We start from the raw sequence: 13,547 nt of genomic DNA on the forward strand, positions 1-13,547 counted from the left end.
CACCACTAATCCTGGAACGGGGGAGCACCATGACCGCAACGGATGCGATCGACTGGAACGAGCTCCGCGGGCGCGCCCGCGAGGCGATGGCGAAGGCGTACGCGCCGTACTCGGAGTACCCGGTCGGCGCCGCGGCGATCGTCGACGACGGCCGGGTCGTGAGCGGCTGCAACGTCGAGAACGCCTCGTACGGCGTGACCCTCTGCGCCGAGTGCTCGCTCGTCTCGGCGCTCGTCATGTCGGGCGGCGGCAAGCTCGTCGCATTCGCCTGCGTCGACGGTCACGGCGCCGCACTGATGCCGTGCGGGCGCTGCCGGCAATTGCTCTACGAGCACTCAGCCGAGGGGATGCTGCTCGACACCGTTTCGGGAATCAAGACGATCGACGAGGTGCTGCCCGACGCGTTCGGGCCGCGGCAGCTCGCCGAATACAAGGGAGTGAATGCATGAGCACGGTCGAACCGTTCGACGCCGTCGACCTGATCCGAGCGAAGCGCGACGGTCACGAGCTCGAGACGCCCGAGATCGACTGGCTCGTCGATGCGTACACGCGCGGCTACGTCGCCGACGAGCAGATGTCGGCGATGACCATGGCGATCTTCCTGAACGGCATGACCCGCCGTGAGATCCGCGACCTCACGATGGCGATGATCGCGAGCGGCGAGCGCATGGACTTCTCGGGCCTCGGCAAGCCCACGAGCGACAAGCACTCCACGGGCGGTGTCGGCGACAAGATCACGCTGCCGCTCATGCCGCTCGTCGCGACGTTCGGTGTCGCGGTGCCGCAACTCTCGGGCCGCGGTCTCGGCCACACCGGCGGCACGCTCGACAAGCTCGAGTCGATTCCGGGCTGGCGCGCAGACCTCACGAACGACGAGATGTTCGCCCAATTGCATGATGTCGGCGGCGTGATCTGCGCCGCCGGTGCCGGACTCGCCCCAGCCGACAAGAAGCTCTACGCCCTGCGCGACATCACGGGCACCGTCGAGGCGATCCCGCTCATCGCGTCCTCGATCATGTCGAAGAAGATCGCAGAGGGCACGGGCGCACTCGTGCTCGACGTGAAGTTCGGCTCCGGTGCATTCCTCACCGATATCGAGCGGTCGCGAGAACTCGCCCGCACGATGGTCGAACTCGGCGAAGACGCGGGGGTAGCGACTTCCGCACTCATCACGAACATGAATGTGCCGCTCGGTCTCACCATCGGCAACGCCAACGAGGTGCGCGAATCGGTCGAGGTCCTCGCCGGCGGCGGACCTTCCGATGTGCGTGCACTCACCGTCGCACTGGCACGCGAGATGCTCGCGCTCGCGGGCCAGCCCGATGCCGACGTCGAGGCGGCCCTCGACGACGGCCGTGCCATGGACACGTGGCGCCGCGCCATCCGCGCTCAGGGCGGAGACCCCGACGCCGCACTGCCGGTCGCACGAGAGCAGCACGTCGTGACCGCCGAGCGTGACGGTGTGCTCGTCGCGCAGCAGGCGCTGCCGTTCGGCATCGCCGCGTGGCGTCTCGGCGCCGGCCGGGCACGCAAGCAGGACCCGGTGCAGCACGCTGCCGGCATCGAGCTGCACGCCAAGCCCGGCGACGCGGTGCGAAAGGGTGAACCGCTGTTCACGCTGCACGCCGACGAGCCCGCCCGTTTCGCGCGCGCGCTCGACGCGGTCGAGGGTGCGTGGCGCATCGGCGACGCCGGCGACCCGATCGACGACGGCGGCCCGCTGATCGCCGACCGCATCGGTCGCTGACGACAGCGGTTCACGCGGGAATCGGCTTGCTTCGAGATTGCCGAGACTTCAGGGGCGACCTGTCGGTATCGTTGACTCGTGAACACGATTCCGACGGAGTACCGCCTCGAAGGCGACGGCACGAACATCCAGTCCCTGCCGAAGATCTCACTGCACGATCATCTCGATGGCGGCTTGCGTCCGCAGACGCTCATCGAGCTCGCCGATGAGATCGGGCTCGACGTACCGGCGGCCGACGCTGAGGCGCTCGGCCAGTGGTTCACGGAGCAGTCGAACTCCGGTTCGCTCGTCGAATACCTGAAGACGTTCGACCTCACGACGGCCGTGATGCAGACCCGGGCGGGTCTCAGCCGGGTCGCGCGCGAGTTCGTGCAAGATCTCGCGGCCGACGGCGTGATCTACGGCGAGATCCGCTGGGCGCCCGAGCAGCACCTGACGCGCGGCCTCAGTCTCGACGAGACCGTCGAAGCCGTACAGGCGGGCATCGAGCAGGGCATCGACGACGCCCGGAGCCAGGGCCACGGCATTCTCGCCGGCCAGCTCGTCACCGCCATGCGTCACGCCGAGCGCGGCCTCGAGATCGCCGAGCTCGCCGTGCGTCACCGTGACCGGGGCGTGGTGGGCTTCGACATCGCGGGCGCAGAGGCCGGGTTCCTGCCAAGTCGCCATCGTACGGCGTTCGACTACCTCGCGAGCCAGTACCTGCCCGTCACCGTGCACGCCGGCGAGGCCGATGGGCTCGAATCCATCCGCAGCGCGCTGTTCGATGGTCGTGCCCTGCGCCTCGGCCACGGTGTGCGCATCGCCGAAGACCTCATCATCGATCGTCAAGACGACGAGAACACCTACGTGTCGCTCGGTCCGATCGCCCAGTGGGTGCGAGACCGTGAGATCGCGCTCGAGCTGAGCCCGTCGTCGAACCTGCAGACCGGCGCAATCGCGGCGTGGGGCGACGAACTCGTCGACCACCCGTTCGACCTGCTGTACCAGCTGGGCTTCCGTGTGACGGTCAACACCGACAACCGCCTGCAGTCGGGCACGAGCCTCACGCGTGAGCTCGCGCTCCTCAGCGACGCCTTCGGCTACGACCTCGACGACTTCGAGACGTTCCAGTTGAACGCCGCGTCATCGGCCTTCCTGCCGCTCGACGATCGCGAACAGCTCGCCGAACAGATTCAAGATGGCTTCGACGAAGCCTGACGCGGCGTTTGCCGCGACGCACCGCGCGCCCACCTGCATCACCCTGAACGGACCCCCATGACCCTTCCGCCGCTTCCAGACGATGCGATCGTGCTCGGCGCGCATGTCGACGACTGGCGCGCCGCCGTCCGCGAGGCGGGCCGCGCCCTCGTGCGCTCCGGGTCGACCCGTTCGGAGTACGCCGAGCGAATGATCGCGGTGATCGAGGAGTTCGGTGCCTACGTGGTCGTCGCCCCGGGCCTTGCACTCGCGCACGCCCGACCCGGCTCCGATGTGCGCCGCGAAGGGCTCGCAGTCGTGACGCTCGCCGAACCGGTGCCGTTCGGGCATCCGCACAACGACCCGGTGCGAGTGGTCGTCGGACTCGCCGTGTCGAACGCCGAAGAGCACGTGGCATCCGTCGCCAAGCTCGCCAACGCGTTCAACGACAGTGGCATCGTCGGGCGCATCGCGCGGGCGACCACGGCCGACGAGGTGCGAGCGCTGCTCGGCTTCGACAGTGAGGCCGGCGCATGAAGATCATCGCTGTGTGCGGGTTGGGCATCGGCACGTCCGCCATCCTGAAGGTCAACGCCGAGCGCGCGCTCGACCGCTTGGGCCTCTCTGCCGACGTCGACGCGAGCGATCTGGCGGGCATCGCGGCTGCGGCCGCGGACGCGCAGGTGATCCTGACCTCCACTGAGCTGTCAGAGGCGGTGCGCACCGCGGTCGGACGCAGCTTCGCCGAGATCATCGAGGTGTCGAACTACTTCGACGTCGATGAGATCGGCGCGAAGCTCGAGACATCCCTCGGCTGATCTCTCGCTCCCTGAGCTCTCGCTCTCTGAGCTCTCGCTCCCTGAGCTCTCGCTCTCTGAGCTCTCGCTCCCTGAGCTCGTCGAAGGGAGCTCAGGGAAGGGAGCCCCGGCGAGCGCTCGCTACGCGGTCAGTTGCCGCATGCCGCTTTCGAGGGCTGCGACGGTGGCGGATGCCGCAGCGCGACGCTCGACGACCGAACCGGTCTCGGCGACGGCGTCGATGTAGACCTTGAGCTTCGGTTCGGTGCCGCTCGGGCGCACCATCACACGAGCACCACCATCGAGCACGATGCGCAGCACGTCGGACGGAGGCAGCCCGCCGAATCCGTCGGCCAGGTCTTCGATGCGCTCGACTCTGATGCCGCCGACCGACGCAGGGGGCTCTGCGCGGAGCCTCGCCATGATCTCGCCGATGCGGTCGAGTTCGGTGACCCGGATCGAGATCTGGGCCGAGTCGTGGCATCCGAACCGCTCGACGAACGCGTCGAGGTGATCGGCGACCGTTCGACCCTCGGCCTTGAGTGCCGCCGCGAGGGAGAGGAACGCGATGCCGGCCGAGATGCCGTCTTTGTCGCGCACCGTGCCGGGGTTGACGAGGTAGCCGAGCGCCTCCTCGAAGCCGAAGACGAGGTTGGGCGCGCGGGAGATCCACTTGAAGCCCGTGAGCGTCGCCTCGAAGTCGAGGTCGTACGCGCGGGCGATGGCCTCGAGGCCGGGGGAGGAGACGATCGAGCACGCGAGCGCACCGTTCGGTCCGGAGTCGCCCGGCGCGGCCGCGGCGCGCTCGGCGGCCTGCCAGCCGAGGATCAGCCCGACCTCGTTGCCGGTGAGGCGCCGGTAGCCCGCTTCGGCGGAGTCGTCGGGAATCGCGATGGCGAGCCGATCTGCGTCGGGGTCGTTGGCGACGATCAGTTCGGCACCGACCTCGCGGGCGCGGGCGAAGGAGAGGTCCATCGCGCCGGGCTCTTCAGGGTTCGGGAACGCCACCGTCGGGAACGCCGGGTCGGGTGCGATCTGCTCTTCGACGAGCGCGGGAGTCTCGAAGCCGGAGGCATCCAGCACGCTCGACATGGTCTGCCACCCGACGCCGTGCATCGCCGTGTAGACGACTCGCGGTTGCGCCGTCGGCGTGGGTGCGACCGCGGCCGTCTGTCGCACGTACTCGTCGATCACCGACTCTGCGGCCGTCTCGATGACGCCGCGAGGCAGTTCGAGCACGTTGACCGTGTCGGCGACCTCGAGGATGCGCGCGGCGATCTCGGCGTCGGCGGGCGGCACGATCTGCGAGCCCCGATCGTCGCCACCGAGGTACACCTTGTAGCCGTTGTCGTTCGGCGGGTTGTGCGAGGCCGTCACCATCACGCCTGTTGAAACATCGAGGTGACGCACCGCGAAGGCGAGCACCGGGGTCGGCAGCAGTCGCGGCATGAGGATCGCGCGCACGCCCGCGCCCGCCATGATCTCGGCCGTGTCGCGCGCGAACACGGCCGAGTTCTTCCGACCGTCGTAGCCCACGATGACCGACGGCGTCTGGCCGAGCTCGGCACGATCGATGACGTACGCCGCGAGCCCTGCGGCCGCTTGGGAGACGAGCACCCGGTTCATGCGGTTCGGGCCTGCCGCGATCTCGCCGCGCAGGCCGGCCGTGCCGAACGCGAGCCGCTCGTCGAAGCGATCGGCGAGATCGGCGGATGCCGCAGGGTCGCCGCCCCGCGCAGCGTCGATGATCGCGGCGAGCTCAGCCCGCGTCTCGGGGTCTGGATCTTGACGGAGCCACGCCTCGGCACGGGCGATGCGCTGCTGGTCGGCGTCGGTCTGCAACATCCGCTGCTCCTTTACTGAGTCGCTCGCCGAGCCTGTCGAAGCGAGTCGTGTACTGAGTCGCTCGCTGAGCCGGTCGAAGCGAGTTGTGGGTGCTCCCTCGACCGGCTCGGGGAACGAGTTGCCTAGAGTTCGGCGACGATTTTGGCGAGCAGGCTCGAGATCACCGGTTCGGCCGAGCGCCCGGCTTCGAGGACCTCTTCGTGGCTCAGCGGCGATTGCTGGATGCCGGCGGCGAGGTTGGTGATGAGCGACATGCCGAGCACCTCCATGCCCGACTGGCGGGCGGCGATGGCTTCGAGGGCCGTCGACATGCCGACGATGTGGCCACCGATGATCTTCGCCATCTGGACCTCGGCGGGCGTCTCGTAGTGCGGCCCGCGGAACTGGCAGTACACGCCCTCGTCGAGTTCGGGCGAGATGGTGCGAGCGAGGTCGCGGAGTCGCTTCGAGTAGAGGTCGGTGAGGTCGATGAATGTGGCGCCCTCGAGCGGCGAATCGGCCGTGAGGTTGATGTGATCGCTGATCAGCACGGGGGTGCCGGGTGTCCAATGCTCTTTGATGCCGCCGGCACCGTTCGTGAGGATCATCGTCGTCACGCCGGTTGCAGCGGCCGTGCGCACCGAGTGCACGACTCGGCGCACCCCGTGGTCTTCGTAGTAGTGCGTGCGTGCCCCGATGACGAGGGCGCGCTTGCCGCTCGGCAGCAGTACCGACCGCAGCGTGCCGACGTGGCCTTCGAGCGCGGGCTTGGAGAACCCGGGCACGTCGGTCGCGGCGATGGTGTGCGTCGTCTCGCCGATGAATTCGGCGGCCCGCCCCCAGCCGCTGCCGAGGGTGAGGGCGATGTCGTGGCGTTCGACGCCCGTGAGCTCCGCGATGCGCTCGGCCGCGAGGGCGGCGATCGCGAACGGGTCGGCGGTCGGGTCGTCGAGCGGGTTGGCAGCGTGCATCATCCCACTCTAAATGAGCGACGGATGCCGCGGCATCCGCTGCTCGTTTACTGACCGAGTGGCCGCAGCTGCCAGAATGTGAGCATGGCCTACGAGTTCGAGCGCACGCAACGCATTGCCATCCTCGGAGGAGGACCCGGGGGATTCGAGGCGGCCCTCGCGGGCGCACAGCTCGGGGCGGAGGTCACGCTCATCGAGCGGACGGGCGTCGGCGGCTCCGCCGTGCTCACCGATGTCGTGCCGTCGAAGTCGCTCATCGCCACCGCAGAAGCGTCGAATGCCGTGAAGGAGGCGGCCGACCTCGGCGTGCAGTTCTTCGCGAAGGGGTCCTCCGACAAGGCGGTGAAGCCCGAGGTGGCGATCAACCTCGCGGCCGTCAACAAGCGACTGCTCGGGCTCGCCGCTCAGCAGTCCGAAGACATGCGCGGCAACCTCATCGAGGCCGGCGTGAAGCTCGTTCAGGGCGAAGGGCGCCTCGACGGACCGAATGCGGTCATCGTCTCCACAGCCAGGGGCGGCACCGACTTCGACCGCATCGAGGCCGACACGCTCGTCATCTCGGTGGGCGCCTCGCCGCGCGTACTGCCGACCGCGGTGCCCGACGGCGAGCGCATCCTCACGTGGACCCAGCTCTACCACCTGCAGCAGGTGCCCGAGCATCTCATCGTCGTGGGCTCGGGCGTCACGGGTGCCGAGTTCGCGTCCGCCTATCGAGCGCTCGGAGCGAAGGTCACGCTCATCTCGAGCCGCGACCAAGTGCTTCCGGGCGAAGATGCCGACGCGGCATCCGTCATCGAGAAGGTCTTCAAGCGCAACGGCATGAAGGTCATGAACAAGTCGCGTGCCGAGTCGGTCGTGCGCGACGGCGACAGCGTCGTGGCCACGCTCACCGACGGGCGCGAGGTGCGTGGCAGCCACTGCCTGATGGCGGTCGGCTCGGTGCCGAACACGACCGACATCGGGCTCGAAGAGGCCGGTGTGCAGATGTCCGAGAGCGGTCACATCCGTGTCAATCGGGTGGCGCGCACCTCGATGCCGAACATCTACGCCGCCGGCGACTGCACGACGTTCCTGCCGCTCGCCTCGGTCGCCTCGATGCAGGGTCGCACTGCGGTGTTCCACGCCATGGGCGACATCGTGAACCCGCCCGAGCTGCGCAACATCACCTCGAACATCTTCACGCAGCCCGAGATCGCCACCGTCGGCTGGACCGAGAAGGAGATCGAAGAGGGCGTCGTGCCAGGAGTCGTCTACAAGCTGCCGCTCTCGTCGAACCCGCGCGCGAAGATGATGGGCATCCGCGACGGATTCGTGAAGCTCTTCGCTTCGAACGGGTCCGGCGCGATCATCGGCGGCGTCATCGTCGCGCCGAAGGCCTCCGAGCTCGTCTTCCCCATGACGCTCGCGATCGAGCACCGGCTCACTGTCGACCAGTTCGCCGAGGCGTTCCCGGTCTACCCGTCGCTGAGCGGTTCGCTGACGGATGCGGCGAGGGCGATGCACATCGTACGCTGAGGTGTCGCAGCGCCGCGGGGGTCGGTGCCGACAACCGGGGGTGCACATGAATCTGCGTGTGAAATCCGTCGAGGCGTCGATGGCCGACGCCGCCGACGCCGAGCGGAGTCTGAAACGTTCGCTCGGCACTTGGGACCTCGCGCTCATGGGCATCGCCGTCGCCGTCGGTGCAGGCATCTTCTCGGTCGGGGCGCAGGCGGCCGCGAACTTCGCTGGTCCGAGCGTCACCATCTCGTTCCTCCTCGCCGCCGTCACGTGCGGGCTCGCGATCATGTGCTACGCCGAGTTCGCCTCGACGGTGCCCGTGGCCGGCAGCGCCTACACCTTCACGTACGCGACCATGGGCGAGCTCCTCGCGTGGATCATCGGCTGGGACCTGATCCTCGAGATGTTCACCGGCGCGGCCGTCATCGCGAAGTACTGGGGCGTCTACCTCGGCGAGGCGCTGATCGCCTTCGGCCTCCCGTTCCCGGCCACGTTCGAGATCGCGGGGCTCGAGGTGAGCTGGCCGGCGTTCCTCATCGTCGCCGTGTTCACCGCGCTGCTCGTGGCCGGCACGAAGCTCACCGCTCGTGTGGGGTCGGTGTTCACGATCATCAAGGTCGCGATCGTGCTGTTCGTGATCGTGGTGGGGTTCTTCTTCATCAACGCGGCGAACTACGTGCCGTTCATCCCCGAGGCCGTCCCGACCGAGGGGGGCGCCCAGGATGTCTGGACGCAGTCGCTCTTCTCGTGGGCGACTGGCGCGGCGCCCGCGCAGTACGGCATCTTCGGCTTGCTCTCGGCCGCGTCGCTCGTGTTCTTCGCATTCATCGGATTCGACGTCGTCGCCACGAGCGCGGAGGAGGTGCGCGACCCGCAGCGGCGTCTGCCGCGGGGCATCTTCCTCGGCCTCGGCATCGTCACCGCGCTCTACGTGCTCGTCTCGATCGTCATGACCGGAATGGTCTCGTACACGGACCTCGCCGCAGAGGAGACCCCTTCGCTCGCCACTGCGTTCCGCCTCGTCGGCCAGGACTGGGCTTCTGCGGTGATCTCACTCGGTGCGCTCGTGGGACTCACGACCGTGATCATGGTGTTGCTCCTCGGCCTGTCGCGCATCGTCTTCGCGCTCAGTCGCGACGGGCTGCTTCCGCGATGGCTGTCGAAGACCACCGAGCACACCAAGACGCCTGCGCGTATCCAGATCATCAGCGGCACCGTCGTCGCACTCGTCGCGGCGTTCACCGACGTCGGCCTCCTCGAGGAGATGATCAACATCGGCACGCTCTCGGCATTCGTGCTCGTGAGCCTCGGCATCGTCGTGCTGCGCCGCACCCGCCCCGACCTGCCACGCGGGTTCCGGGTGCCGTGGTCGCCCGTGCTCCCGATCCTGTCGGCGGTCCTCTGCCTTTGGCTCATGCTGAACCTGACCACGCTCACCTGGGTGCGCTTCCTGGTGTGGCTCGCGATCGGCATCGTGATCTACCTGATCTACGGACGGCGTCGGTCGAGGGTCGGCCTCGAGGGTGTCAGCGAGGTCGAGCTGCCGACGGCTCAGGGCGCGCCGTAGCGCCGCACTCGAGACACTTTTCTCAGGAGTTCTTCGGACGATCGCCGGATCTCGCACGCATTCTTCCTGAGAAGCGAGCGGTTTCGGCAGGGTGCTCCTGAGAAAGGCAACTTGGCCGGACGAAGGCCGAGTCGTCCTCCCGAGGACGGCGCCGACGGCGGGAGTCCACAATTCGGATGCCGCGATCCGGCCGTGGTGCGAGTCGCGAACATGCTCGTGGCATGTCTCGGATCACGCAGGTTCTCGCATCGCTCGGCGGCATCGCGGCGCGGGGACAGCTGATCGCGGCGGGTGTTCGTGGACCCGAGATATCATTCGCTGTGCGCGCTGGGGAGGTCCGGCGCATCCGCCGGGCGCACTACGCACTGCCGACGGCGCCGGCCGGTGCGACCGCAGCAGTTCGAATCGGCGGTCGAGTCGGATGCATGGCCGCGGCACGGAGCTACGGCGTCTGGGTGAACGATGACGATGTGGTGCATGTCTCGCTGCCGATGAACGCTGCGCGACTCCGCACGAACCGCGTGCTCGTTCCGTGCGACGAGCCGCTGACCGCGGATCGAAGCGAAGTCAAGGTCGAACTGCACTGGTCGGATGTCGCGGTCTCTCGTCGCGCTCCTGAAGAGTCGTCATGGCGGGTGCCGCTGGAAACGGCGCTCGGACAGATCGCGAGGTGCGCCGCGCGCGTCGATGTCGTCGCTGCATTCGAGTCGGCGGTGCAGACCCGACAGCTCGGGCTTGCAGCAGCCCAACACTTGCTCGACGCGACTGCACCTGACCGGCTCGGCGCTCCCGTGCTCTGCGGGCTGGACGGCTCCGGAGCTGAGACCTATCTTGCCGAGACGTTTCGCGAGCTCGACGTGACGTTCGCCCAACAGGTGCCGTTCGACGGCGTGGGCTTCGTCGACTTCCTCGTCGATGGGCGGCTGATCGTCGAAGTCGACGGCTACCGGTACCACGAGGGTCGCGAAGCGTTCCGACGTGATCGTCGACGTGATGGTGCGATGCTCGGTCGAGGAATACCGACGTTGCGGATCCCAGCTGAGCTGGTCATCGCTGATCGCTTCGCCGCGGCGCGCCTCGTCGCCGACGCGCTCGCCGCGCTCGCCGCCTGAGCCGCAGCCCCTTCGCCGTACAACCTGAACCGCGCGCAGCCCCTTCGCCGTACACAACCTGAACCGCGGCTGTCCGCCCACGTGAGGACCGCGCTTCTCAGGAACGACGCCCCGGACTCGTCCGCTTCTCAGGAGAAACAGCACGAAAGACGCTCCCCGGAGCGAAAAACTCCTGAGAACGAGGTGCGTCAGGCGTCGTTGATCGCGAGCAACAGGTGCCCGCTCGAGACGGTGGCTCCGGCCTCGGCGTTCACGAGGCCGACGACACCGTCTTTGTGGGCGAGGATCGGCTGCTCCATCTTCATGGCTTCGAGTACGAGCACGAGATCGCCCTTCACGACATGGTCGCCTTCGACGACCGCGACTTTCACGATGGTCGCCTGCATCGGCGCCTTCACGGCGTCGCCGGTCGAGGTGGCGACCGAGTGCGCGGCGGTGCGGCGGCGAGGGGCAGGGCCGGCGGTGTGCACTGCGGATGCCCCGCCGGCGAGTCGCTTCGGCAGAGTGACCTCGACCCGGCGACCTGCAACCTCGACGACGACGCTCGTGCGCGCGGCGGGGCCGCTCGTCTCGGCGAGTTCGCCCGACCAGGGCTCGAGCTGGTTGTCGTACTCGGTCTCGATCCAGCGCGTGTAGATCGAGAAGGGCTCATCGCCCTCGGGCGCGAACGCCGGGTCGTTCACGATGTCGCGGTGGAAGGGCAGCACGGTCGGCAGCCCGGCGACCTCGAACTCGTCGAGGGCACGACGGGCCCGCTCGAGCGCATCGCGGCGGCTCGAGCCTGTGACGATGAGCTTCGCGAGCAGCGAGTCGAAGGCGCCGGAGATCTCGTCGCCGGTGGTGACCCCCGAGTCGACGCGCACACCGGGGCCGCCGGGGAAGCGCAGCACGTGCACGGGACCGGGTGCGGGCAGGAAGCCGCGACCCGGGTCTTCGCCGTTGATGCGGAATTCGATCGAATGACCGGTCGCGATGGGATCGGCGTAGTCGAGCACGCCGCCCTCGGCGAGGCGGAACTGCTCGCGCACGAGGTCGATGCCCGTGACCTCTTCGGAAACCGGGTGCTCGACCTGGAGGCGCGTGTTCACCTCGAGGAACGAGACGGTGCCGTCTTGGCCGATGAGGAACTCGCAGGTGCCGGCGCCCACGTAGCCGACTTCGCGGAGGATCGCCTTCGAGGACTCGTAGAGCAGCGTGGTCTGGGCCTCGGTGAGGAAGGGCGCCGGGGCCTCTTCGACGAGCTTCTGGTGGCGGCGCTGCAGCGAGCAGTCGCGGGTCGAGACGACGACGACGTTGCCGTGCGCGTCGGCGAGGCACTGCGTCTCGACGTGGCGGGGCCTGTCGAGGTACTTCTCGACGAAGCACTCGCCACGGCCGAACGCCGCGACGGCCTCGCGGGTGGCCGACTCGAAGAGCTCGGGCACCTCTTCGCGGGTGCGGGCGACCTTGAGGCCTCGCCCGCCGCCGCCGAAGGCGGCCTTGATGGCCACAGGGAGGCCGTGCACGTCGACGAAATCGAGCACTTCGGAGGCATCCGCCACGGGGTTGAGCGTGCCGGGTGCGAGCGGCGCGCCGACCTTCTCGGCCACGTGCCGTGCGGAGACCTTGTCGCCGAGGCGTTCGATGGCCTCGGGCGACGGGCCGATCCAGACGATGCCGGCGTCGATGACGGCGCGGGCGAAATCGGGGTTCTCGGCCAGGAAGCCGTAGCCGGGGTGCACGGCGTCGGCACCCGAACGGCGGGCGACCGAGAGGATCTTCTCGATCACGAGGTAGGTCTCGGCGCTCGTGGTGCCGTCGAGGGCGTAGGCCTCATCGGCGAGCTTGACGTGCCGCGCGTCGCGGTCTTGATCGGCGTAGACGGCGACGGCTTCGAGGCCGGCGTCACGGGCGGCCCGGATGACGCGGACGGCGATCTCGCCACGGTTGGCGATGAGGACCTTGGTGATTCGCGGCATAATGCTCAAGCCTATGGCTCGGGGCGAGTCGTCCTTTGGGTGCCTTCCACAAAAAGAGCGGATGTCTCTTGCGGACGTCGACAATCGCGTCGCTTCGACAAACTCAGCGAGCGGTCGTTGCTCCTCAGCGAGCGGCCGTTGTTCCCTGAGCGAGCGGTCGTTGTTCCCTGAGCGAGCGGTCGTTGTTCCCTGAGCCTGTCGAAGGGATCCGTTGTCGCACTCAGCCCGTGCGGTTCCAGAGCGAGGGCCACGCCACGCCGAGCTCCCGCACGAGGTCGCGCAGCGTCGACAGGGAGAGGCCGACGACCGTCGACGGGTCGCCCTCGACGCGCCGGATGAACGGACCGCCGAGACTGTCGATCGTGAACGCGCCCGCTACGAGAAGCGGCTCGCCCGAGGCGATGTACGCATCGATCTCGGCCTCGTCGAGCGCCGCGAAGCGCACCGTCGCGACATCCGCCCGCCCGACCGCGCCGTGCACCCGGCCGCCGCGGTGATCGATCAGCCAGTGTCCGGACCACAGCTCGCCGTGCCCGCCGTTCTGGGCGAGCCAGCGCTGCCTCGCCACCTCGGGCCGGTGCGGCTTGCCGTGGATCGCGCCGCCCGTGAGGAACGCCGAGTCGCCGCCGAGGATGAGCCCGTCGATCGGCTCACCGCCCGGCTCGGTACCGACGAGTGCCTCAGCCTTCGCCTGAGCCAAGAGCTGCACCATCTCGCGCGCGGCCAGCGGCCCCGACTCGGCCTCGCGCGCGGCGACGACGGCCTCCTCGTCGACGCCGGGCGGCGCCGCGATCGGCTCGATGCCGGCGGCACGGAGGGTCTGCAACCTGGCGGGCGAGGTCGAGGCGAGGTAGAGGCGCATGCGTCCATCCTGCCCCGGGGCGCCGGCGCT

12 protein-coding genes are annotated in these 13,547 nt (G+C 68.6%); 8 read left to right on the plus strand and 4 right to left on the minus strand.

Annotated elements, in window-relative coordinates; all coding sequences use genetic code 11:
- The first annotated feature begins 29 nt into the window (after positions 1-29).
- The 5 genes from AC1C2U_RS13945 to AC1C2U_RS13965 all read left to right on the plus strand — a co-directional run bounded on the left by AC1C2U_RS13945 (position 30) and on the right by AC1C2U_RS13965 (position 3,744).
- Positions 30-449, plus strand: coding sequence for a cytidine deaminase (locus AC1C2U_RS13945; RefSeq protein ID WP_495362361.1), 420 nt, complete (start codon positions 30-32; stop codon positions 447-449).
- Positions 446-1,747: a thymidine phosphorylase gene (locus tag AC1C2U_RS13950; protein ID WP_495362362.1), complete on the plus strand. Its 1,302-nt coding sequence runs from the start codon at positions 446-448 to the stop codon at positions 1,745-1,747. The genes AC1C2U_RS13945 and AC1C2U_RS13950 overlap by 4 nt, the downstream gene beginning before the upstream one ends.
- A gap of 78 nt (positions 1,748-1,825) precedes the next feature.
- Entirely contained in the window at positions 1,826-2,947 is a 1,122-nt protein-coding gene (locus AC1C2U_RS13955) for an adenosine deaminase (protein ID WP_495362363.1), read from the plus strand.
- A gap of 57 nt (positions 2,948-3,004) precedes the next feature.
- The gene (locus tag AC1C2U_RS13960) at positions 3,005-3,463 is read left to right on the plus strand and encodes a PTS sugar transporter subunit IIA (RefSeq protein WP_495362364.1); all 459 of its coding nucleotides are present in this window, start codon (positions 3,005-3,007) and stop codon (positions 3,461-3,463) included.
- On the plus strand, positions 3,460-3,744 hold the full coding sequence (locus AC1C2U_RS13965) for a PTS sugar transporter subunit IIB (RefSeq protein ID WP_495362365.1): 285 nt from the start codon (positions 3,460-3,462) through the stop codon (positions 3,742-3,744). Before AC1C2U_RS13960 ends, AC1C2U_RS13965 begins: the two co-directional genes overlap by 4 nt.
- A 120-nt stretch (positions 3,745-3,864) precedes the next feature.
- On the opposite strand, the gene AC1C2U_RS13970 is transcribed toward AC1C2U_RS13965, so the two are convergent.
- Both AC1C2U_RS13970 and AC1C2U_RS13975 read right to left on the minus strand, forming a co-directional pair.
- Entirely contained in the window at positions 3,865-5,568 is a 1,704-nt protein-coding gene (locus tag AC1C2U_RS13970) for a phospho-sugar mutase (protein WP_495362366.1), read from the minus strand.
- A gap of 122 nt (positions 5,569-5,690) precedes the next feature.
- Positions 5,691-6,518: a purine-nucleoside phosphorylase gene (locus AC1C2U_RS13975; RefSeq protein WP_495362367.1), complete on the minus strand. Its 828-nt coding sequence runs from the start codon at positions 6,516-6,518 to the stop codon at positions 5,691-5,693.
- An 84-nt stretch (positions 6,519-6,602) separates the two neighbouring features.
- Between AC1C2U_RS13975 and AC1C2U_RS13980 the strand changes: the two genes are divergently transcribed.
- The 3 genes from AC1C2U_RS13980 to AC1C2U_RS13990 all read left to right on the plus strand — a co-directional run bounded on the left by AC1C2U_RS13980 (position 6,603) and on the right by AC1C2U_RS13990 (position 10,697).
- On the plus strand, positions 6,603-8,033 hold the full coding sequence (locus AC1C2U_RS13980) for an NAD(P)H-quinone dehydrogenase (protein WP_495362368.1): 1,431 nt from the start codon (positions 6,603-6,605) through the stop codon (positions 8,031-8,033).
- Between the two features lie 46 nt (positions 8,034-8,079).
- Positions 8,080-9,585, plus strand: coding sequence for an APC family permease (locus AC1C2U_RS13985; RefSeq protein WP_495362369.1), 1,506 nt, complete (start codon positions 8,080-8,082; stop codon positions 9,583-9,585).
- A gap of 221 nt (positions 9,586-9,806) precedes the next feature.
- A complete protein-coding gene (locus AC1C2U_RS13990; RefSeq protein WP_495362370.1) occupies positions 9,807-10,697 on the plus strand; it encodes a hypothetical protein in 891 nt (296 codons plus the stop codon).
- 188 nt (positions 10,698-10,885) lie between these two features.
- Here AC1C2U_RS13990 and AC1C2U_RS13995 read toward each other — a convergent pair whose 3' ends face one another.
- Together AC1C2U_RS13995 and AC1C2U_RS14000 are read right to left on the minus strand one after the other, a co-directional pair.
- The gene (locus AC1C2U_RS13995) at positions 10,886-12,655 is read right to left on the minus strand and encodes an acetyl/propionyl/methylcrotonyl-CoA carboxylase subunit alpha (protein WP_495362371.1); all 1,770 of its coding nucleotides are present in this window, start codon (positions 12,653-12,655) and stop codon (positions 10,886-10,888) included.
- 220 nt (positions 12,656-12,875) lie between these two features.
- Complete coding sequence (locus AC1C2U_RS14000) at positions 12,876-13,517, minus strand: Maf family protein (protein WP_495362372.1); 642 nt, start codon at positions 13,515-13,517, stop codon at positions 12,876-12,878.
- Between the last annotated feature and the right edge of the window lie 30 nt (positions 13,518-13,547).

It is taken from the genome of Agromyces sp. Y575 (assembly GCF_059445445.1).

Bases quoted from the DNA above. Each gene is read 5' to 3' on its own strand.
- AC1C2U_RS13945 (WP_495362361.1), top strand. From the start codon at position 30: ATGACCGCAACGGATGCGATCGACTGGAACGAGCTCCGCGGGCGCGCC.
- AC1C2U_RS13950 (WP_495362362.1), top strand. From the start codon at position 446: ATGAGCACGGTCGAACCGTTCGACGCCGTCGACCTGATCCGAGCGAAG.
- AC1C2U_RS13960 (WP_495362364.1), top strand. From the start codon at position 3,005: ATGACCCTTCCGCCGCTTCCAGACGATGCGATCGTGCTCGGCGCGCAT.
- AC1C2U_RS13965 (WP_495362365.1), top strand. From the start codon at position 3,460: ATGAAGATCATCGCTGTGTGCGGGTTGGGCATCGGCACGTCCGCCATC.
- AC1C2U_RS13970 (WP_495362366.1), bottom strand. From the start codon at position 5,568: ATGTTGCAGACCGACGCCGACCAGCAGCGCATCGCCCGTGCCGAGGCG.
- AC1C2U_RS13975 (WP_495362367.1), bottom strand. From the start codon at position 6,518: ATGCACGCTGCCAACCCGCTCGACGACCCGACCGCCGACCCGTTCGCG.
- AC1C2U_RS13980 (WP_495362368.1), top strand. From the start codon at position 6,603: ATGGCCTACGAGTTCGAGCGCACGCAACGCATTGCCATCCTCGGAGGA.
- AC1C2U_RS13985 (WP_495362369.1), top strand. From the start codon at position 8,080: ATGAATCTGCGTGTGAAATCCGTCGAGGCGTCGATGGCCGACGCCGCC.
- AC1C2U_RS13990 (WP_495362370.1), top strand. From the start codon at position 9,807: ATGTCTCGGATCACGCAGGTTCTCGCATCGCTCGGCGGCATCGCGGCG.
- AC1C2U_RS13995 (WP_495362371.1), bottom strand. From the start codon at position 12,655: ATGCCGCGAATCACCAAGGTCCTCATCGCCAACCGTGGCGAGATCGCC.
- AC1C2U_RS14000 (WP_495362372.1), bottom strand. From the start codon at position 13,517: ATGCGCCTCTACCTCGCCTCGACCTCGCCCGCCAGGTTGCAGACCCTC.